The sequence below is a fragment of the Bradyrhizobium sp. ORS 375 genome, assembly GCF_000239775.1.
Taxonomy (GTDB): Bacteria; Pseudomonadota; Alphaproteobacteria; order Rhizobiales; family Xanthobacteraceae; genus Bradyrhizobium.
In genome coordinates this window covers 1-19,616 of the sequence record NZ_CAFI01000138.1, presented here as the reverse complement: position 1 = coordinate 19,616, position 19,616 = coordinate 1, and the positions used below count along the sequence as shown (strand labels likewise).

General features: G+C 65.7%; 16 protein-coding genes and 1 pseudogene. 4 read left to right on the top strand and 13 right to left on the bottom strand.

Features of this window, described 5'->3' with window-relative positions:
- The 3 genes and pseudogenes from BRAO375_RS11990 to BRAO375_RS11980 all read right to left on the bottom strand — a co-directional run.
- Positions 1 to 480, bottom strand: a pseudogene (locus BRAO375_RS11990) (ABC transporter permease); the annotation flags it as partial.
- Positions 481 to 484: 4 nt separating this feature from the next.
- Positions 485 to 1,954, bottom strand: a complete 1,470-nt coding sequence (locus tag BRAO375_RS11985) for a sugar ABC transporter ATP-binding protein (RefSeq protein WP_009027734.1) — start codon at positions 1,952 to 1,954, stop codon at positions 485 to 487.
- A 39-nt stretch (positions 1,955 to 1,993) separates the two neighbouring features.
- Positions 1,994 to 3,016, bottom strand: a complete 1,023-nt coding sequence (locus tag BRAO375_RS11980) for a substrate-binding domain-containing protein (RefSeq protein WP_009027733.1) — start codon at positions 3,014 to 3,016, stop codon at positions 1,994 to 1,996.
- A gap of 283 nt (positions 3,017 to 3,299) precedes the next feature.
- Between BRAO375_RS11980 and BRAO375_RS11975 the strand changes: the two genes are divergently transcribed.
- The gene (locus tag BRAO375_RS11975; RefSeq protein WP_009027732.1) at positions 3,300 to 4,397 is read left to right on the top strand and encodes an alkene reductase; all 1,098 of its coding nucleotides are present in this window, start codon (positions 3,300 to 3,302) and stop codon (positions 4,395 to 4,397) included.
- A 168-nt stretch (positions 4,398 to 4,565) separates the two neighbouring features.
- Here BRAO375_RS11975 and BRAO375_RS11970 read toward each other — a convergent pair whose 3' ends face one another.
- From BRAO375_RS11970 to BRAO375_RS11960, 3 genes are all read right to left on the bottom strand, one after another.
- Entirely contained in the window at positions 4,566 to 4,874 is a 309-nt protein-coding gene (locus BRAO375_RS11970; protein ID WP_139031360.1) for a hypothetical protein, read from the bottom strand.
- A 466-nt stretch (positions 4,875 to 5,340) separates the two neighbouring features.
- Positions 5,341 to 8,379, bottom strand: a complete 3,039-nt coding sequence (locus tag BRAO375_RS11965; protein WP_244423170.1) for an autotransporter family protein — start codon at positions 8,377 to 8,379, stop codon at positions 5,341 to 5,343.
- 410 nt (positions 8,380 to 8,789) lie between these two features.
- A complete protein-coding gene (locus BRAO375_RS11960; RefSeq protein ID WP_009027729.1) occupies positions 8,790 to 11,183 on the bottom strand; it encodes a TonB-dependent receptor in 2,394 nt (797 codons plus the stop codon).
- A gap of 346 nt (positions 11,184 to 11,529) precedes the next feature.
- On the opposite strand from BRAO375_RS11960, the gene BRAO375_RS11955 reads away from it, so the two are divergent.
- Positions 11,530 to 12,165 (top strand): response regulator transcription factor, encoded by a 636-nt coding sequence (locus BRAO375_RS11955; RefSeq protein ID WP_009027728.1) that lies wholly within the window; start codon positions 11,530 to 11,532, stop codon positions 12,163 to 12,165.
- A gap of 136 nt (positions 12,166 to 12,301) precedes the next feature.
- Here BRAO375_RS11955 and lanM read toward each other — a convergent pair whose 3' ends face one another.
- Together lanM and BRAO375_RS37975 are read right to left on the bottom strand one after the other, a co-directional pair.
- Positions 12,302 to 12,697, bottom strand: coding sequence for a lanmodulin LanM (gene lanM / locus BRAO375_RS11950; protein WP_035640072.1), 396 nt, complete (start codon positions 12,695 to 12,697; stop codon positions 12,302 to 12,304).
- 181 nt (positions 12,698 to 12,878) lie between these two features.
- Entirely contained in the window at positions 12,879 to 13,358 is a 480-nt protein-coding gene (locus BRAO375_RS37975) for a hypothetical protein (RefSeq protein WP_175345316.1), read from the bottom strand.
- A gap of 242 nt (positions 13,359 to 13,600) precedes the next feature.
- On the opposite strand from BRAO375_RS37975, the gene BRAO375_RS11940 reads away from it, so the two are divergent.
- Positions 13,601 to 14,446: a hypothetical protein gene (locus BRAO375_RS11940; protein ID WP_009027724.1), complete on the top strand. Its 846-nt coding sequence runs from the start codon at positions 13,601 to 13,603 to the stop codon at positions 14,444 to 14,446.
- A gap of 53 nt (positions 14,447 to 14,499) precedes the next feature.
- Positions 14,500 to 14,841 carry a hypothetical protein gene (locus BRAO375_RS11935; RefSeq protein WP_009027723.1) on the top strand — a complete coding sequence of 114 codons (342 nt, stop codon included), beginning with the start codon at positions 14,500 to 14,502 and terminating at the stop codon, positions 14,839 to 14,841.
- Positions 14,842 to 14,867: 26 nt separating this feature from the next.
- Here BRAO375_RS11935 and tolA read toward each other — a convergent pair whose 3' ends face one another.
- From tolA to BRAO375_RS11910, 5 genes are all read right to left on the bottom strand, one after another.
- Entirely contained in the window at positions 14,868 to 15,782 is a 915-nt protein-coding gene (gene tolA, locus BRAO375_RS11930) for a cell envelope integrity protein TolA (protein ID WP_009027722.1), read from the bottom strand.
- Positions 15,779 to 16,204 carry a TonB system transport protein ExbD gene (gene exbD, locus BRAO375_RS11925; protein WP_009027721.1) on the bottom strand — a complete coding sequence of 142 codons (426 nt, stop codon included), beginning with the start codon at positions 16,202 to 16,204 and terminating at the stop codon, positions 15,779 to 15,781. The genes tolA and exbD overlap by 4 nt, the downstream gene beginning before the upstream one ends.
- A 3-nt stretch (positions 16,205 to 16,207) precedes the next feature.
- Entirely contained in the window at positions 16,208 to 16,984 is a 777-nt protein-coding gene (gene exbB, locus BRAO375_RS11920; RefSeq protein WP_009027720.1) for a tonB-system energizer ExbB, read from the bottom strand.
- Between the two features lie 331 nt (positions 16,985 to 17,315).
- Positions 17,316 to 19,058, bottom strand: a complete 1,743-nt coding sequence (locus BRAO375_RS11915) for an ABC transporter substrate-binding protein (protein ID WP_009027719.1) — start codon at positions 19,056 to 19,058, stop codon at positions 17,316 to 17,318.
- Positions 19,059 to 19,183: 125 nt separating this feature from the next.
- On the bottom strand, positions 19,184 to 19,513 hold the full coding sequence (locus BRAO375_RS11910) for a DUF2160 domain-containing protein (RefSeq protein ID WP_009027718.1): 330 nt from the start codon (positions 19,511 to 19,513) through the stop codon (positions 19,184 to 19,186).
- Positions 19,514 to 19,616 lie beyond the last annotated feature (103 nt).

Below are 19,616 nucleotides of genomic sequence, written 5' to 3'. Positions count from 1 at the left end.
CAGCCAGTCCGGCGCCTTGCCGCCGGGCTTTGGCAGCATCAGGATCGCGAGTCCCTGCCAGACGAAGCTCATGCCGAGCGTCACGACGATGGACGGCAGGTTGCGCAGATGGATCAAGGCGCCGAGCGCCGCGTAGAGCCCGATGCAGCCGAGCAACGTGGCGATTCCGAGCAGCGGGACGTCGCGCAACCAGGTCGCGGTGACGCAGCCGACGAAGCCGACGAAGGCGCCGATCGACAGATCCAGATCGTTGCCGGCGATGACGAACATCTGCGCGATCGTCGCCAGCGCGATCGGCACGGCGAGATTGAGCATCAGCGTGAAGCCGAAATAGCTGATCGCGCGCGGATTGAGCCAGGCGATGCCGATCAGCACCAGCGCGAGCGACAGCGCCGGCAGCAAGGCGCGCAGCAGCCGCGGTACGTTGGCAGCGCCGATGAGGGGCAGGCCGCGCTTCGCCGGCGTGCTCAACGAGGCCATGGCATCAGCCCGCTTCTGCGAAGGACGACTGGATGACCTTCTGCTCGGTCAGCTCGTCGCGGGTCAGGTCGGCAACGATCACGTCGTTGCGGAACACATAGACGTGGTCGCATTGCTTCAACTCGTCGAACTCGGTCGTATACCACAGGAACGTGCGGCCGCCGTCCGCCTCCGCGCGAATGAGCTCGTAGACCTCGAGCTTGGTCCCGACATCGACGCCGCGCATCGGATCGTCCATCAGCACGATGCGCGCATCCGAACCGAGCGCGCGGGCAAACAGCGCCTTCTGCTGATTGCCGCCCGACAGCGAGAGGATGTTGTTGTCGATATCCGGGGTGCGGATGCGGATCTTGTCGCGCCAGTGCATGGCGAGCTCATGCTCGCGCCGGCTCGAGATCAGCAGGCCCTGTCGCAGGCTGCGCAGCGAACGGACGCCGATGTTCTCCGCGATCGACCAGAGCGGAAAAATCCCGTCGGCCTGGCGATCACCGGCGACCAGCGCGACGCTGGCCGTGACCTCGACGCCGGTCGTCGCGCGTGTCGCGGCGGAGAAGATCGACAGCAGCAGCGCGGTCTGGCCGTGCCCGGCGAGACCGGCGAGCCCGATGATCTCGCCCTCATGGGCGACCAGCTCCGCCGCCCCGCTCTGTCGCGCCGGCCGGGCGCGCACGCGCAATGGCGATTGGCCGCGGTTGCGTCCGTGGCCGACCTTGACGTCGCGAGCGTGGACCTCGACGTCGCCCATCGCCGCGACCAGGCCATCGCGATCGAACGCCGTCGCCGGCGCGTCGGCGACTGTCGTGCCGTCGCGCATCACCACGATCCGGTCGCAGTTCGCGAGCACCTCGCCAAGGAGGTGCGAGATGAAGATGCAGCTGATGTCCTCGCCGACCGCGCGGCGGACGAAGCCGAGCAGCTGGCCGGCGGTGTGGGCGTCGAGTGAGGACGTCGGCTCGTCGAGAATGACGAGCCGGACGGGTTCGTTGGTGACGGTGAAGGCGCGCGCGACCTCCACCATCTGACGCCGGCCGATCGGAAGATCCTGCACCAGATCGGATGCCGCGATGCCATGACCCGGGAAGATCGCATCGAGCTTGTCGAGGATCAGCTGGCCGGCCTTTCGCCGCCATGAGAAGCCTGTGAGCGACGGATGAAAGACGCGGGTGTTCTCGGCCACCGTCAAATTGGGGCAGAGCGAGAGTTCCTGGAAGACGCAGCGAACGCCCAGCTGCTTGGCCACACCCGCCGAATAGCTCGCCGGCACCGCGCCTGCGATCGCGAGCTCGCCGCGATCGGCCGTGGCCGTGCCGGCGAGAATGTGCATCAGCGTCGACTTGCCTGCGCCGTTGTGACCAACGAGCCCGAGGCATTCACCTTGGCCGAGCGTGAGGTCGACGCCGCCGAGGGCCCGAACGGCGCCGAAGTATTTTTCGACGCCGCTCAGCCGTATCAATTCAGGCCGCGCGATGGTCATTCGGCCTCTGCGTCTGCGACCGGCGCTCCCGATCAGCCGTCACTTCATGTTGGCCTTGATCGCCGCGATCGCTTCCGCCTGGGTGTATTCGTGGCTGGCCACGCCACCCTTGGGAATGTTGGGCAGCTCGGCCTCGAAATTGTCCTGCGTGAAGGCGAGGTAGGGCACCAGCAGGTCGTGCGGAATCGACTTGTTGCCGTCGAGCACCTGCTGCGCCACCCAGAACGCCAGGGTCGAGACGCCCGGCGCGATCGAGGCGGACCACGTCTTGTAGCCGTCCTTGGCCTTCTGCTCCTTCCACCACTGCAGCTCGTCCTGGCGATTGCCCATGATGATAGTGGGACGCGGCTTGCCGGCGGCGGCAAACGCCTGCGCCGCGCCGTAGCCGTCGCCGCCCTGGTCGACCACGCCGACGATGTCGGGCAGCGACGGCAGCACGGTGGCGACGGCCTTTTGCGCCGTGGTCTGGTCCCAGTCGCCGGTCACCGAGCCGACGATCTTGAATTCGGGATGCGCCTTCACGCCTTCGAGAATGCCGGCATGAATGGCTTCGTCGATCGACGTGCCGGCCAGGCCGCGGATCTCGAGCAAATTGCCGCCCTTGGGCTGGAACTTGGCCATCTCCTCGACCTCCTGCTTGCCCATCGCCTTGAAGTCGACGACGACGCGGTAGGCGCAGGGCTCGGTGACGATGCCGTCGAACGACACCACGATGATGCCGGCATCGCAGGCCTGCTTCACGGCGCCGTTCAAGGCGTCTGGCGACGAGGCGTTGATGACGATCGCGTCATAGCCCTGCAGGATCAGGTTCTGGATCTGCGCCGCCTGCGTCGGAACCTCCTTGTCGGCGGTGGTGAAGATGTCGGCCGCCGCGACGACCTTGTCGGCGACCGCCTTCTTGGTGACGATCTCGTAGCTCTTGAGCATCGCCTGGCGCCAGGAATTGCCGGCGTAGTTGTTCGAGAACGCGATCTTCTTGCCGCTGGTGTCGGCGAACGCCGAGCTGCCGATGATGGTGCCGAGGGCGGCGCAGACGGCCGCGATTCCGATGCCGGACTTCATGAATCCCCCTCCCCTCGCGGCCGTCATGCGGTCCGCGTTTTTTTTCGAGCGTCTGAGTGGCGCACCTCACGATATCGCCGTGGCCGGGGTTCGACAAGCTGCGCGCGTCGTATCGGCGCGACTTCTTGCTGTTGGCGCTGGTGCTCGCCGACACGTCACCGAGCGTATCTCGCTTACGCGGTGTGCGCGGAACCCACCCGCAATTTTTGAATGGCTCGGGCCATTGTGCCTCCTGCGGCAATGCACAATTGACCCTGACCCGTCCTCTCAATGGAAAGAGCCGATGAGCACGTCGAAACTGTTCGAGCCCGCCAAGCTCGGTCCGATCACCCTGGCCAATCGCGTGGTCATGGCGCCGCTGACGCGCAACCGCGCGGGCGAAGGCCTCGTCGCCGGTCCGCTGACGGCCACCTATTATGCGCAGCGCGCCAGCGCCGGCCTCCTGATCTCCGAGGCCAGCCAGGTGTCGCAGCAGGGCCAGGGCTATCAGGACACGCCCGGCATCTATTCCAAGGCGCAGATCGCCGGCTGGCGCAAGGTCACCGACGCCGTGCATGCCAAGGGCGGCCGCATCTTCATCCAGCTCTGGCATGTCGGCCGCATCTCGCATGTCTCGCTGCAGCCCGACGGCGGCGCGCCGGTCGCGCCCTCGGCCGTTGCCGCGAAGACCAAGACCTTCGTCGGCGGCGCCTTCACCGATGTTTCCACGCCGCGCGCGCTCGAGCTGGCCGAGATTCCCGGCATCGTTGCGGCGTTCAGGCAGGCCGCGCTGAATGCGATCGAGGCCGGTTTCGACGGCGTCGAGATCCACGGCGCCAACGGCTATCTGCTCGACCAGTTCGCCAAGGACGGCGCCAACAAGCGCACCGACGCCTATGGCGGAGGAATCGAGAACCGCGCGCGGCTGATGCTCGAGGTTGCCAAGGCCGTGTCCGAAGCGATTGGCGCTGACAAGACCGGCATCCGCCTGTCGCCGGTGACGCCGGCCAACGACATCAGCGACTCCAATCCGCAGGCGCTGTTCGACTACATCGTCGATCAGCTCAACGCGCTGAAGCTCGTCTACATCCACGTCATCGAGGGCGCGACCGGCGGTCCGCGCGACGTCGCGCCGTTCGACTATGCCTCGCTGCGCAAGCGCTTCCACGGCACCTACATCGCCAACAACGGCTACGACCTCGCGCTCGCCAACATGCAGCTCGACGCCAACGCCGCCGACCTGATCGCGTTCGGTAGGCCTTTCATCGCCAATCCGGATCTGGTGGAGCGGCTCAAGGCCAACGCGCCGCTCAACGAGCTCGATCGCGCCACGCTCTATGGCGGCGGCGAGAAGGGCTACACGGACTATCCGACGCTGAAGGCATCGCAGGCAGCAGAGTAGCCGTTATCGCGTAGGGGGCCAAAGCGCCGCCGCCCGGCGGCGCGTGCCCACCATGCCTCCGCGCGGGCGGACAGGACGATGGGCACGGGGGCGCGAGGCAGCTTGGGGAACGCGGCGTCAACGGGGCGCGCCTTTGCCTACCCTGTCGCTCCTCGCGGTCATTGCCGTCTAGCTCATGCTGCCCGGAAGAAAGCAGCGGATGTCGATACGCAAGCCGGTGTTGAGCTCGCGATAATACACCGGCCAGACCATCGTCCGGCCGATGCGGTTGGGCTCGGTGACGACGGCCTCGTCCGGCACCGGCCACCAGATGCCCTCGATGCGCACGCGGTAGCGGCCGTCCTTCATCTCCCAATCGATATCCGAGAGCGCGGTGCCGTCGGCATCCGAGCAGCACGGCCCCTTGCCTGAGCGCAGCTTTTCGAACCAGCCTTTGAGAGGCGAGTTGGCATAACGTCCATCGAGATCGCGCGCCATCGCGCCGGGCACCAGGGGCGAATGCACCGCAAAGCCAAGCACGAGAGCCGCTGCAGATATGGTTGCTTGAAACACCAACGACTGGCCGCGCATGTTCATCACCTCATGGCTCGACGCGAGAGATGCGCAATAGCTCGGCGAGCTCTGTGGCCGAAGTTCGTAGTTGGCGGCGACGAATGGCGCCGATCCGAAAATTCCTGGTATGGCCGGCGACCTTGTTGACCAGCGCAGCGGGACGATTGCCCGACATCCGACGAGGCGCACACCCAGGATGGGCAAAGCGAAGCGTGCCCACGTCATCCGTGCATGCGAGCGTGCGCGGTGGGCACGGTGCGGACAATCTCGCGTGATGCGGCATCGTTGCGGGCGCCTTTGCCTACCCAGCCGGACATCATCGCCAGCGCGCAACCTCAACAAAAAGGCCGGGAGCGATCCCGGCCTGTCGACGTCCGATTTCGCGGTCACTTCAGAACGCCGCGCGCACCTTCAGCACGGCCGACTGTTCGAGATATTGGTTGCCGATCACGGCGTTGTAGCCGAGCGAGATCGACTGGCGCTCGCCGAACGCCACCAGCTTCAGCGCGGCGCCGAGCTCGGCGAGGTTGCGCTCGGGCGACGGGCCGGCAGCGACGAAGCTCGCGCCGCCGCCGGCGAAGCTCGCGGTCACGTTCTGGGCCGTGTTGCCGAACTCGTGCCGCCACGCCGTCAGCGTCTCCAGGCCGAAGCCGTAGGTGGACGTGACCAGCAACGGAACGGTGGACCGGAGGCCCAAGTTGGAGCGCACCGAGTTGGTCGTCTGCTTCGCGATGGCCAGCGCGGCACCGGCGGCGCTGGTCTCCGTATAGGCCTGCTGATCAAGACGGCCGTAGGTCACGCCGGCGAACGGCGTGAGCACCGTCTCGCCGAGCTTCACGGGGACACCGAACTCGCCGCGCACCACGGTCAGCCAGCCCTTGTGGCTGCCCGAGGCCGTGTCGGTGAACCCGGCGAAGTTGATGCGGCGGGTCGTGGTGTAGTCGACAAGCGCGATTCCGGCGGAGCCGTTGACGTACCAGGACGGCTGAACATAGGCGCCGTAAACCGTGCCCTGATAGTGCTGCATTCCAACCGCATCGCCCGGAGCGGTGCGATCGTCCATGCTGCTGGTGGCGTAGCCGAACGCGGCGCCGACGCGGAATGCGCCGTCGATGCGCTGGTCGATGCCGGCTACGAGGCCGCCGGTATTGCCCGAATAGCCGGCGACGCCAGCGACGTCATGCTGGGACACGTTGGTGCCGATCAGGGTGCCCCAGACGGTCCGCTGAGGCTCCGGCACGACGGCGGGTGCCTTCAACGGCGGGGCCTTGGTGACCCCATACGCCATCAGCATCGACGTCAGCGGATCGCTCTCGGACGCGAACGCCGAGGCGACGCGCGCGTTGGGGGATGTGGCCGCCGCCGTGAGCCGGTTGTCGATCTGGTTCTGGAACAGCGCCGCCGTGCCGAGCGGCACCTGGACCTCCGCGCCATTCACGAACGGGCGCAACTGATCAGCCGCGTTGCGCACCTCGCGGTCCGTTCCCAGGCTCTGCACCGCCCCGCCCAGCGCCTGCACCTGCGCGTTGCCGCCGGTGGAGGCGAACAGCCCGTTCAGCGCTGCGAGGCTGCTCGGGGAGATTCCGGCGATCGTCGCAGGCGATCTCACCGATGCATTCAGCAGCAGCGCGCCGGTGGAGGTATCGGCAGTGAAGCCGACCAGTGCGCTGGCGAAATCGACCGCGAGCGGCGTCGCCGACACCGCGGTCGCCACACGGTATACGTCGCCGTTGCGGACAATGCCTTGCAGCGTCGGCGCGACCGTGCCCGCGCCAGCGAAGGTCACGGTGCCCGTGATGTTGCCGATCTTTGTCGAGGGCGCCGCTGCGGTGCCACCGGCGCCGAAGATCGTGGTGCGCAGCACCGCGCCATCGACGAGTTGCACACCGGCCACGCCTCCTACGCTGACCTGCGACTTCATCAGATCGAGCGTGCCGAAATTGATGATGCTGGCGAGGCTGGTCACGCCGTCGAGCGTGAGGGAATTGGCGCCGAGGCCGTTCTGCGCGACGACATTGCCGCTGAAGCCGTTGCCTTTGAGCAGGATATTATTGGTGGCACCGTCCTGGTCGTTGATCACGATGTCGCCGCCGAGCGCGCCGGTGTTGACGAGATTGAAGCTGCGCGCGCCGAAAAACGTCGCGGCCTGGTTCGTGCTGCTGGCGCAGAGCGGATCGCTGGTGTTTGCACCGGCCGTGGGACAGGCATTGCCACTGGCATCGGTGCCCGTGCCGGAGCTGCGATAGGTACCCGACACTGTGCCGTCGACAGCCTTCGCGAACGAGCCGCGAGAGGCGCTCTGATCGACCGCGATCGAGCCCGAGATGGTGCCGCTGTTGGTGATGTCGTGCTCGCCCGAGCCGAGGTAGAGATTGCCCTGGATCAGGCCGGCATTGGCGATGACGCTGTCGCGCGGGCCCGAGTTCGAGCCGCTGCTCGTCAGCGGGAAGGTCGATCCGGCGGCGAGACCGGCAGCGGTGGTCAGCGGATTGGTGTCGAGCGCCAGGATGTCGCCCTTGATGACGCCGCTCGCCGTATTGGTCAACGTCAACGCCTTGGTTTCGGCAACCGTCACGTTGCCGTTCGAATCGAACTTGTAGAGCGGCGTGTCCGGGTTGCTGCCTGGAAGAGTCTCGAACTCCGCGCCAGCAAAGGCGCCGATGGCCCAATGCCCGTCGTGGAAGCGGCTCGCCGCCGTCCAGCTGGTGTTCGCGATGGTGCCGGAGTTGGTGATCGTCGTGTCGGCCCGGCCATAATAGGCGGCCGCGAAATGCCCGGTAGCCGAGATCGTTCCGTTGGCTCGGTTGTTGACGACAAAGCTATTGGTGTTGTCGTCGGAATAGAGCGCGGAGATGATGGCAAGGTTGGTGCCGTCGTAGCGGCCGGATGCCGTCGTTCCGACCGATACGGTCAGCCTGGTCGGATCGAACGTGCCGAAGAAATTTTGCGTGGCGGCCAGCGTCCCGGCGTTGTTGACGGTGAATTTGTTGACCTGGCTGTCGGCGACGATGACGTGCAGCCGGCCGGCGCTGAGCTGGCTGGTGGTGAGGCCGAGCCAGCCGGCGTTGTTGATGACGACGTTGTTGACGGCTGGATCCTCCGCGTTGGAGAAATTGGCCGCGATCATGCCGCGGTCGGCCAGGCCGGTCTGGGTGTTGGTGGTGAGATTGCGGACGGCCGTGGCATCCAGCGTGATGCTCGTCGTCGGCGGCTTCGGATCATAGCCGGTCGTCGGGAAGGCCGGATTTGCCGGAGTATAGGAGTTCCCCCCGTTCGAAGGCGTCGCGGCCGCCGCCGCGGCGTCATATACGGTGATCGCGGTGCTGATGGTCCCGCTGCAGGTGACCGTGACGCCGGGCGTCGTACAGTCGGCCTTCGCCTCACCCGCAACTATCCACGTCGACAGCAGCACGAAACTCGCGGCAGCCACCTCGCTGCGATTTCTCTTCTTCAAATTCACCGGACGCCCCGCTTTACGCATGACTCGCGGTTATTTGTTGGTTCCCGATTGTATCGAAATATTGGCTGAGACCAGCAAAGCGAAACTTTCACGAGACGCCAGGGACAAATTCCCCACAACAACAGAATTGATCCCGATATTTTCGACTAATTAGTCCTGGCATCTATCGCACGACGACATCTCGCGCCAGATGACGGCCGCCGCAGTGGCTCGACGAGGAGCGGAGACAGCAGCCCACACCCGCAATCGGCAAGGACGACGAGGACCGACAGACCGCGCGACAAACGAAAAGGCCGGGATCGCTCCCGGCCTTCTTGCCACGGTGGGGGGCTGCCGTGACGCGGCGCAAGATGCGCCCTATGGTTCTCCGTCCGCGTTGATCAGAACTTCGCCCGGATGCCGGCATAGGCGGCGAGCGGCATGCCCGGCACCATGCTGCGCGGATCGTTGAAGGCGAATGCGTTGCCGCCACCGGCGGTGTTGAAGCCGCCGACATCGAACACGGTGCCGGCCGAGTAGTAGCGCTGGTTGAACAGGTTCTGGATCAGCCCGAACACCTCGACGTTCTTGGTGACCTGATAGGACGTATTCAGGTTGACGACCCAGTGCGCCGGGACCTTCGGATAGACATTGGTTTCGTCATGCAGCAGATACTGGCTGCCGACGTAAACGATGCTCGTCCCAATCTTCCAGTCGTCGGTCACGGCGTATTCGGCGCCGAGCTTCAGACGGTGCGCCGGAATGCCCGGAATATGGTTGCCGGAGACGACACCGACGGGCGCGCCAAGGAACGGATCATTGACGTCGAAGGCGCTGCGGAACGTCGCGTCGATGAAGGTGTAGTTGGCGTAGGCGGTCCAGCGGTTCCAGGTCAGGTCGACCTTGGCCTCGACACCCTGGCGCAGGGTATTGCCGGCATTCTTGAAATAGCCGCGCACCGGGTTGGCCGGGTCGACGACCTGGATGATGTCGTCGGCATTCTCGGTGCGGAACAGGCTGAGGCCCCAGCGCAGCTTCCAGCCCTCATCGACCGACACCGCCTTGATCGGCGCCTTGCGGTAGGGCGGCGGCGCCGCGGCATAGGCCGAGCTGCCGCCGGAGACCTCGCCGCGCAGGCCGCCTTCGATAGTCCGCGACACCACCTGCTTCAGCGGCGGATCGGCGATCAGGAAGTTGTCGATCAGGCAGGGATTGGCGGGATCGGAGCAGCCGAGTTCGAGCGGCGTCGGCGCGCGGTTGGCCTCGGAGTAGCCCGCATAGGCGGTCATATTCGGCGTGATCTTGTAGTTCAGACCGACCACCGGGTTGAAGCGCTGGAAGTTGTTGTTGCTGTTGAGCAGCGGCGCGAAGCCGGTCTGGTCGCGCAGATTGATCTGCGCCCAGTTGAAGCGGCCGCCGGCGGTCAACGCCAGCTGCGAGGTGATGTCGAAGGTGTTGGTGGCGTAAAAGCCGAGATAGGTGTTCTTGGCGTTCAGGTTGACCGGCGCCAGGCCGGCATTGGGCTGGTCGATGTAGACGCCAAGGCCCGTGACGAACAGATTGTTGTCGATGGTGCCGAGCTCTGATGTCGCCTGAAAGTTGGTGTTGCCGTGATCGACGCTGGCGCCGACGACGAAATGGTTGTCGTGGCCGAACAGCTGCGTCGTCGAGGTCGCCTGCAGCGAGCCGCCATAGCTGTCAGTCTTGACGGTGTTGCGGTCGATCTGGCCGAGCGCCGCGTTGGCGGCGAGCGTATTGGCGACCGGGCCATTGCGGTTGATCTGGAACTCGGTGCCGGCCGCGTCGGCGAGGCAGAACTCGCCGGGGAAGGCGCCGGCCGGATCGCAAGCCGCGACCTCGCTGCCGTTGCCGTCGATGCGCGCGGACTTGTAGTTGCGATAATAGCCGTTGGCCTGGACCGACAGCGTATCGGTCGGCGCCCATTTCAGGCTGGCCTGCACCATCTGCATCTGCAGGCGCAGCGACTGCGGCCAGGTGTAGACGCTGGACCAGCGCTGGTTCAGCATCTCGATCGGCGTCGCCGCCACCGAGCCGAGCTTGTTGTCGGCGCCGGTGAAGGAGAGACGGAACTCTGTGGTATCGCCGCGCGCGCCGAAATCGGCATACATGCGCCGGATCTGCGAGGCCGAGGAATGGTCGCGCCAGCCGCGGTCATAGGCACCCTCCGCGGCGATGTAGGCCGAATAGGTGCCATTGTTCCAGCCATATTGCGCGCCCGACTGGATGCGGCCGAACGACCCGCCGAACAGCTGCGCTTCGCCGCCCTGATAGGTGAAGCCGTTCTTCATCTCGATCGACATCGCGCCGCCGGTGGCGTTGAGGCCGAACAGCGGGTTGTTCGGCATCAAGGTCATGCGCGCGATCGCCATCTCCGGGATCAGGTCCCAGTTGACGACGTCGCCGAACGCCTCGTTGATGCGGGTTCCGTTCTGGTAGACGGCGATGCCCTGCGGCGTGCCGAGCACCGGCGAGGCGGTCTGGCCGCGATAGTTCAGGTCGCGCTGGAATGCGTTGCCGGTCTGATCGCTCAGGGAAACGCCGGGCACCGACTGCAGGATGCTGTCGAGCAGCGACGGCGCGCGCGCATGGTCGAGCTCGCGGGCGCCGATGGTCTCGACGTTGGACGGGATCTTGTCCTTCGCGATCTCGCTGCCCTGCACGGGCGAGACGCCGACGACCTCGATGGTCTGCAGGGTTTGCTGCGCGAAGGCAGTCGTAGGCAGCAACGCACACGTCGCGAGAAGCGCGCTCTTCAGCGCCGAGAGTCTGGTCAAGACGTCCCCCAGTTTCTTGTCGACCAGCTCAGGCTCAGCTCACGCCCCCTTGAGCTCCACCCGCGCCTAAGCCGGCCGATTTACCCGTTTACCAACGTCACATTGGTAAACAGCAGCAAACCTCGCCGCAACGGGCAATTTTCTTCGAGACCTAGGGACAATCTTCCCGAATCCCGAAAGAAGCGATCACTTGGCCAGCATCTTTCCCAGAGCCAGTCGCATTGTTGCACCCGATGCTGGTTTGCAAGTAGCAAGATGTCAAAATCCACCATCGCGGACGGGATGCCAACGGCGGCCCCCCGATTTGCAACTGCAGCATCGGCCGAGAGAACGAAATCTGGTTCGCATGTATCGCGTTCTGCTCGTCGATGACCACCCGGTCGTGATCACCGCCTGCCGCTCGCTGCTGAACGCGGCCGGGATCGGATCCCTGTCCGAGGCCAATGACGCTGAGAGTGCCTACGCGACGTATGTTCGCGACCAGCCTGACGCGGCCGTGGTCGATCTTCGTCTCAAGGGCGAAGAGCTCGGCGGGATCGGGCTGATCGAGCGGATGCGTTCCCACGACCCAAATGCCAGAATCCTGGTGTTCAGCATGCTCGCCGATCCGCGCGTCGTCCGCCTGGCGATCGATGCCGGCGCCAGCGGCTACCTGCTCAAGGATGCCCCACCTCATGAGCTGCCGAAGGCGCTGGAACAGGTCCGCGCCGGCGGCACCTACCTGGATCCGCAACTGGCAACCCGAATCGCCCTGCTCCGCGCCGAAGGGGATGGCCGGCCCGAGACGTCGCTGACGCCGCGCGAACGTCAGGCGCTGGCGCTGCTCGCCCAAGCCAAATCCTATCAGGCGATCGCCGACCAGCTCGGGATCAGCTACAAGACGGTGATCAATCTGACCTACCGGTTGCGGCAGAAGCTCGGGGCCCGCAGCCTGCCGGATCTCGTACGCCTGGCCGTGGAAATGTCTCGTCCGGGGATGTGAGACGCGGCCCGCGCCAGCGTCAGGATGAGCGGCGCGACGGCTCATGGGCCCGTCGGGCTCATGAAAAAAGCCCGCAGCGGTCTCCCGCCGCGGGCCCTCCTTGTCACATCGAAGAATCCGATCCGGATCGCGCCTGCTACTTCAGCAGCTTGGCCACCGTCTTCAGCTCTTTCGAATCGAGCGTGCCGTCATTGTCCGGATCGGCGGCCTTGAAGCGGCCCTCGACCAGCGCGAGATATTCGTCCTTGGTCAGCGTGCCGTCATTGTCGGGATCAGCCGCCTTGAGATCCTTGGCCGACACGCGGCCACGCAGCTCCTTGGCATCGAGCGTGCCGTCATGGTCGCGATCGAGCTTATCGAACAGCGCGCCGGCGGCAGCACGAACCTCGCTCATGTCGGCGGTGCCGTCCTTGTCGGGATCGATCGAGCTCAACAGCTTCGAGCTGGCTGGCGCACTCATCGCGAGCGACGACGTGCCGACGATTGCGGCCATGCCGACGGCGGCCGCCGTCACCATCAGTTTCCAATTCATCGAAGTCATCCTCTGTTGCCGCCGTCCGGTCTGGGCGGCGATGAATGGCGCTGAAACAACGTCTGCGAGCGTCGCCGGTTTCGCCGGCCGCACGATACGTCGGTCTTTGAGCTAGGTGAAACCCTCGGATTTCGCAAGTGCGGGAAGAGAGGTCGCGCGACTTTTGCCGACCGACGGCCCGTCAGAATCTGGGACCACGGAGAAAATAGCGGCCAGGACGATCTCGGCGCGCCATCGGCACCGGACGATCGGCGACGGCGCCCGCGTCCGGCTTCCGTCGGGCATGATGGACTGCCCGCTTGCTGCAAGGTACGCCCGCCGAGCCGTAGAGCGCGGCGCAGCTCCGGTTGGAGACTTGCGTCTCCCGCGACCGCGCATCGATCTCGCGCCGCTGAAATCCTTCGCGTGCGAAAGCCGCGCCGTCGAGAACAACGATGAGCGATAGCAGGCTGACGACGATGACGCGCAACGGCGCTTTCGGAGCATCACGGCGATGGCGAGGGTCGTTGGCGTGCAGCACGAAGCGCGTCCGATCTCTGACTGATGCGGCTATCAGCAATGCTTGGTCTGCGCATGTCTTCCATCGAGCTGTGACGGCAATGTGTTTGTCGCGCGCCCCATTCGTCGTCAATTGAGATCGATTCGCGGTTCGCGCCGCCACATTCCTTCCGGTCAAAACGTCCCTATTTGCTTGCCAAAAGCTCCCTATCCTCCGATCTCCGAGACCTGCGCGCATGGATTAAGGCAATACGCACCTTATCGTTTCCCGATCGGGTCATGTTTCAGTCGTGACCGCCGCATGTTTTCGCCGCTCGCACTCGTTAGCTCCTGACATCAGGGGAGCACGCGGATATGCAATCGAACGGCATCGCAAGCGGACAACGAAAGCGATCGCGATGGTGCATGGCTGCCGGCGCCCTGTTGCTCGGTCCCATCGGCGCAGCCGCCGAGGAGATCCAGGGCAACGACCCTGCGTCGCCGGGACATTTCCAGATCGAGCAGCGTTTCGGCTATCTCACGACCTTCAATCCGCAGCAGCAGAATGGCGGCCGTCGCGTGCCGCAGCGCGCGATCACCGGCGAGACCGAGATCGGCTACTCGCCGACCGAATGGTACGAGATCGCGCTGACCTCGCCCTATGCGTTCGCACGCGCCAACGTGCCGATGGCGATGGGCAACGTGATGGACAACGGCGTGCCCGGCTACTCATTCCAATCGGGCGGCGTCACCATTCGCCAGACCTTCATCCAGGGCGACCGGCTCGAGCGCACCGTATTCGTCGGCCTGGTGTCGCGCACCATTCTGGCGCCGCAGGGCGGCCTGACGCCGGATCTCTGGGTTGCCAACAAGGCCGGCGCCGGCCAGCCGGGCGCGCCGCGCTTCGTGCAGGAGGCCAATCCGCGGGTGGCGCAGATGTTCACGCCGATCATCGGCGTCAACCTGCCGCACGACTATCAGCTGATCTTCAACGCCAACATGACGTTCGGCATCGACGGCCCTGGCTCGGCCTTCGAGCCTTCGGTGCGCTTCGTCAAGCGCCTCAGCGACCGCTGGACCGTCGGCATCGAGCATTTCTCCAATCTCGGACCGTTCGGACACATTCTGCCCTGGCATCAGCAGATGCAGACGCTCTACGCGGTCGCCGATACCAAGTTCAAAGGTTTCGAGTTCAGCTTCGGCGTCGGCTACGGCCTGACCAACGCCTCGCGCGGGCTTGCGATCAAGACCAGCATCGGCAAGGACTTCTGATCCAGCCGCCGCGCTTTCATCCCATGCTCAATGATCAGAAAAGGACATCCATCATGCGTCGTCTCCTCACGGCCTGCGCGCTTCTCACATTGGCCGGATCCGCCGCGCTTGCAGAGGACGGCCCGCGCTTCCTGAACCGCACTGGGCAGACCATCGTGAAGATGTACCTGGCCGCCGCCGGCACGAAGAGCTGGGGCGCGGACCAGTGCAAGAACGACGACGAGGGCGAGGTCGACCACAACGAGCGCATGACCCTGGTCGGCGTCAAGTCAGGCCGCTACGACATCAAGCTGTCGGAAAAAGGCGGCCGCACCTGCGTCGCCAAGAACATCGAGCTGAAGGAAGGCGCGCAGTTCGTGGTGCGCGATACCGACCTGACCGAGTGCTCGAAGTAAGCCGCTCGACGGCATGAGGAGGCCGCTCAGCGCGGCCTCATATGCAACGGCACCGCGCGCGACTCCTGCGCCTGCTTCATGACCGGCGGGAAGCGCGGAAACGGCGCCGCACGGTCGATGATCGACAGCGCCGCCCGATCCAAGGCCGGCGAGCCCGAACTGCCGGCGAGCCGCCGCGAGACCAGCCGACCGTTGCGATCGATGACGACATTCACGGTGACCGTACCGCTCGCACCATTGCCGTCAGACGGATAGGCGACGTAGCGGCGGATATGCGCGACCATCTCGGCGTTCCAGGCGGCCTGCCCCTCGCGCGCGCCGACACTCTCCTCGCCGGGATTGGGGGCCGACGCCACGCGCGACGGACGGCTCGGCTGAGCGGCAGCCGGCTTTGGCGGCGCAGGTTTCTTCTCGGTCTTCTCCTTGGCGTCCTTCTTCTCGACCGGCTTGTGCTCGACGTGCTCGGGCACGGGGATCGGCTTCGGCTCGGGCGGCTTGGCCTCGATCGGCTTCGGCGGCGGTGGCGGCGGCAGCACGACGTCGTCAGTGCGCGGCGGTTCGGGCGCGAGCGCGACCTGCGGCACGGGGTCTGGAACGACCTCGGGCTCGGGCTGCGCGGCGACCTGCGGCTCGGGCGGAGGCTGTGGAACGGGCTCGTCGACGGCCTCGCGCGCGACCGGCTCTTCCTTCGGCGGCTCGAGCGGCGGCGGCTCTGCCGGCGGAGAATCCTGAATCGCCGGCGCCGGCTCGCTCACGACAGCCGGCGTAAACACGACGTCGAACGCTGGAGCCTGGGCGCGGCCTTGCGGCGCCGGACGCAGCAACAGATAGCCGAGGCCAAGGCCGATATGCAGAGCAGCGACCAGCAGCGCCGCAACGGTCCAAAGCGTCCGCTCGCGGCGGTCCTCGGTCTCGAACGGATCGAGCGTCAGGACGCTCACGGCGCGGCCCGGTCTTCCAGCGCGACCAGCGCCACCTTGGTGTAGCCGGCGCGGCGCAACGTGTTCATCAATGCCATGACCTCGCCATAGGGCAGCGTCTGATCGGCGCGCAGCAGCACGCGCTGGCCATGATCGGACTTGGTCGCGGCGTCGAGCGAGGCAGCGACGTCGGCCTGCGCAACGTTCTGGTCGCCGACAGCGAGCGAGCGGTCGGCCTTGAAGGTCACGAACACGGGGGTTTCGGCGCGCGGCTGCGGCTCGGCCGAGATCGCCGGCAGATTGACCGGAATGTCGACGGTGGCGAGCGGCGCGGCAACCATGAAGATGATGAGGAGGACCAGCATGACGTCGATGAACGGCGTCACGTTGATGTCGTGCGTCTCCTCGAACTCATCCGGACGGCGGGCAAGCTTGACGGCCATGGCTCACTCCGCCGGATTGACGATCGACATCAGCGGCGCATCGACCGCGCGGATCGCGCTGCGCCGTACCTCGGCCGGGCCGGCGTGCTGGCGGTCGAGATCGCGGCTGAGCAGGCGCATCACCGCGACCGACGCATCGGCGATGACGGCGCGATAGCCGCCGGTGGCACGCGCGAACAGATTGTAGATCACGACGGCGGGGATCGCGGCCGCGAGACCGAAGGCAGTCGCGAGCAGCGCCTCGGCGATGCCCGGCGCGACCACCGCGAGATTGGTCGTATGCGCATGCGAGATGCCGATGAAGCTGTTCATGATGCCCCAGACGGTGCCGAACAGGCCGACGAACGGTCCGACCGCGCCCACGGTGGCGAGAATGCCGATGCCGCGGCCGATGCGCGCGACCGCCGCCGCCTCGATCCGCTCGAACTGCCAGGCCACGCGCTCCTTGATGCCATCGGCCGGCAAGCCGCGCGACTTGTCGATCTCGTCCTCCGCCACGGCGAGCAGACGCCCCACGACCCCGCCATCAGCGGAAATTCGTGCCGCGGCATCCGGCAGCGCGCGCGCCGCCGTTGCGATGCCGAGCGCGCCGCGCGCCGTGCGCAGTGCCGAGCGCAACTGGACGGTCTTGACGACGAGCACGGTCCAGGTCGCCACCGACGCCAGCGCCAGACCGATCATGACGGCCTTCACGACGACGTCGGCCTGCATGAACATGGTCCAGGGCGACAACGCTTCCGGCAGCGTGCTCGCGATATTGGCGATGTTCGCCTGATCCATGGCCGTACTCCCTCGATGGCCCCGTAGGTTGGTGATCGCGATCCCGGCGCGGATCGCATTGCGCGACGCCGGATCGTGTCGAGGCCTTGTTGTTTCGCGCCGTTGGGGCGAAGTCGCGGCGAAGATCGCGACAATCCCGGAGGAGAAGAGTGCCGCCTGTCATCCCCGGCTTCAAGGCGTTTGCGGCGTGGAAGTTGTCCCAGGTCGACCGGGAAGAATTCCCGGATGGAACGGGATCCAGTCACATCGCTGCAAAAAGAAAGGCCGGGATTGCTCCCGGCCTCAGAGGACTGGATCGCCCGGTCGAGCCGGGCGATCGCTATAGCGGCGCTTACTTGGCCTCGGCGCGCTTCGGCGGGGTGGCCGGCCACGACTTGATCAGCGTGTCGTAGTCGATCGTCTCGCCCTTCGGCTTCTCGTTCGCGAGCTTGCGCTGCGGAGCGATGTTGCCGTCCTTGGCCGACTTGTTGAACCAGAACTCGGCCGATTCCTTCTTGTTCAGCTTCGGACCGCATTCGCCCTGGACCTTGGACTTCTCCAGACGCTCGAGGACGGAGTCCTGAGCGGCCGCGAGCGCATCCATCGCCTGCTGCGGGGTCTTCGCACCCGACGACGCATCGCCGATGTTCTGCCACCACAGCTGCGCCAGCTTCGGATAGTCGGGCACGTTGTTGCCGGTCGGGGTCCACTGCACGCGCGCAGGCGAGCGGTAGAACTCGATCAGGCCGCCGAGCTTCGGCGCGCGCTCGGTGAACGACTTGTCCCAGATGTCGGATTCACGGATGAAGGTGAGGCCGACATGGCTCTTCTTCAAGCTCACCGACTTGGAGACGATGAACTGCAGGTACAGCCAGGCGGCCTTGCGGCGATCCGGCGGGGTCGACTTCAAGAGCGTCGCGGAGCCGGCGTCCTGGTAGCCGAGCTTCATGCCCTCCTTCCAGTACGAGCCGTGCGGCGACGGCGCCATGCGCCACTTCGGCGTGCCGTCCGCGTTCACCACCGGCAGACCGGGCTTCACCATGTCGGCGGTGAAGGCGGTGTACCAGAAGATCTGCTGGGCGATGTTGCCCTGCGCCGGCACCGGGCCCGCCTCCGAGAAGGTCATGCCCTGCGCCTGCGGCGGCGCATACTTCTTCATCCAGTCGAGGTACTTGGCGATCGAGTAGACCGCGGCCGGACCGTTGGTGTCGCCACCGCGCTCGACCGAGGAGCCGACCGGGCGGCAGCCCTCCATGCGGATGCCCCATTCGTCGACCGGCAGGCCGTTCGGGATGCCCTTGTCGCCGTTGCCGGCCATCGACAGCCAGGCGTCGGTGAAGCGCCAGCCGAGCGAGGGATCCTTCTTGCCGTAGTCCATGTGACCATAGACCTTGACGCCGTTGATCTCCTTGATGTCGTTCGTGAAGAACTCGGCGATGTCCTCATAGGCCGACCAGTTCACGGGCACGCCGAGCTCGTAGCCATACTTGGCCTTGAACTTGGCCTTGTAGTCCGGATTGGTGAACCAGTCGTAGCGGAACCAGTAGAGGTTGGCGAACTGCTGGTCGGGCAGCTGATAGAGCTTGCCGTCCGGCGCGGTCGTGAACGACTTGCCGATGAAGTCATCGACGTCGAGACCGGGGTTGGTGACGTCCTTGCCCTCGCCCTTCATGTAGTCCGACAGGGCGATGGTCTGGCCGTAGCGGAAGTGCGTGCCGATCAGGTCGGAGTCGTTGATCCAGCCGTCATACACGTTCTTGCCGGACTGCATCTGGGTCTGCAGCTTCTCGACGACGTCGCCTTCCTGGATCAGGTCGTGCTTCAGCTTGATGCCGGTGATCTCGCTGAAGGCCTTGGCCAGGGTCTTGGCCTCGTACTCGTGCGTCGTGATGGTCTCGGAGACGACGTTGATCTCCATGCCCTTGAAGGGCTCGGCGGCCTTGGCGAACCACTGCAGCTCCTTCAGCTGCTGCTCCTTCGACAGGGTCGACGGCTGGAATTCGCTGTCGATCCATTTCTGGATCGTGGCGTCGTCGGCGCGCGCCGGAACGGACAACGTCATGGTCGCGGCAAACAGCGCCACCGCGCTGGTCATCGCAAGATAGCTGGCCTTGCTCAGGTGATGCTTCCTACGTTTCATGTGTCGCATGGTTTCCTCCTAGCAGCGACGGACGTATTCCAGGTCCGGGTTGCCCCCGGATCTGCCCTTCTTCGCTCGCGTCAGACGGTGCGAAAGATCGCAACGGCTGACGCAAGCGAAATTGCGGTCGCGAGCCACAGGCTCGAGACCTCAAATCCCCCCTCGCCGATCGGCAAGGTCGCAATCGTATCGGTGCCGACCAGCCCGATCCATGCGAGGTGGATCACGGCGGCTGATATCAGCGAGATGAACAGGCGATCGCCGCGCGTGGTCGGGATGCGCAGCACGCCGACGCGCTCGGCTTCGGGATGGCGCGCGGCGAGCAGGGTCATGACGGCGAGCGTGCAGGCCAGCGCCGCGAAAAAGATCGCCGTCGGCAGGGTCCACGCCATCCATGCGATGCTGTCCATGGCTCAGTGCCTCCACGCAAAAAAATTCCCCCTCTCCCCGCCTGCGGGGAGAGGGTCGGGGTGAGGGGGAGTCTCCGCAGACCGTGCTCGTGGAGAGTCCCTC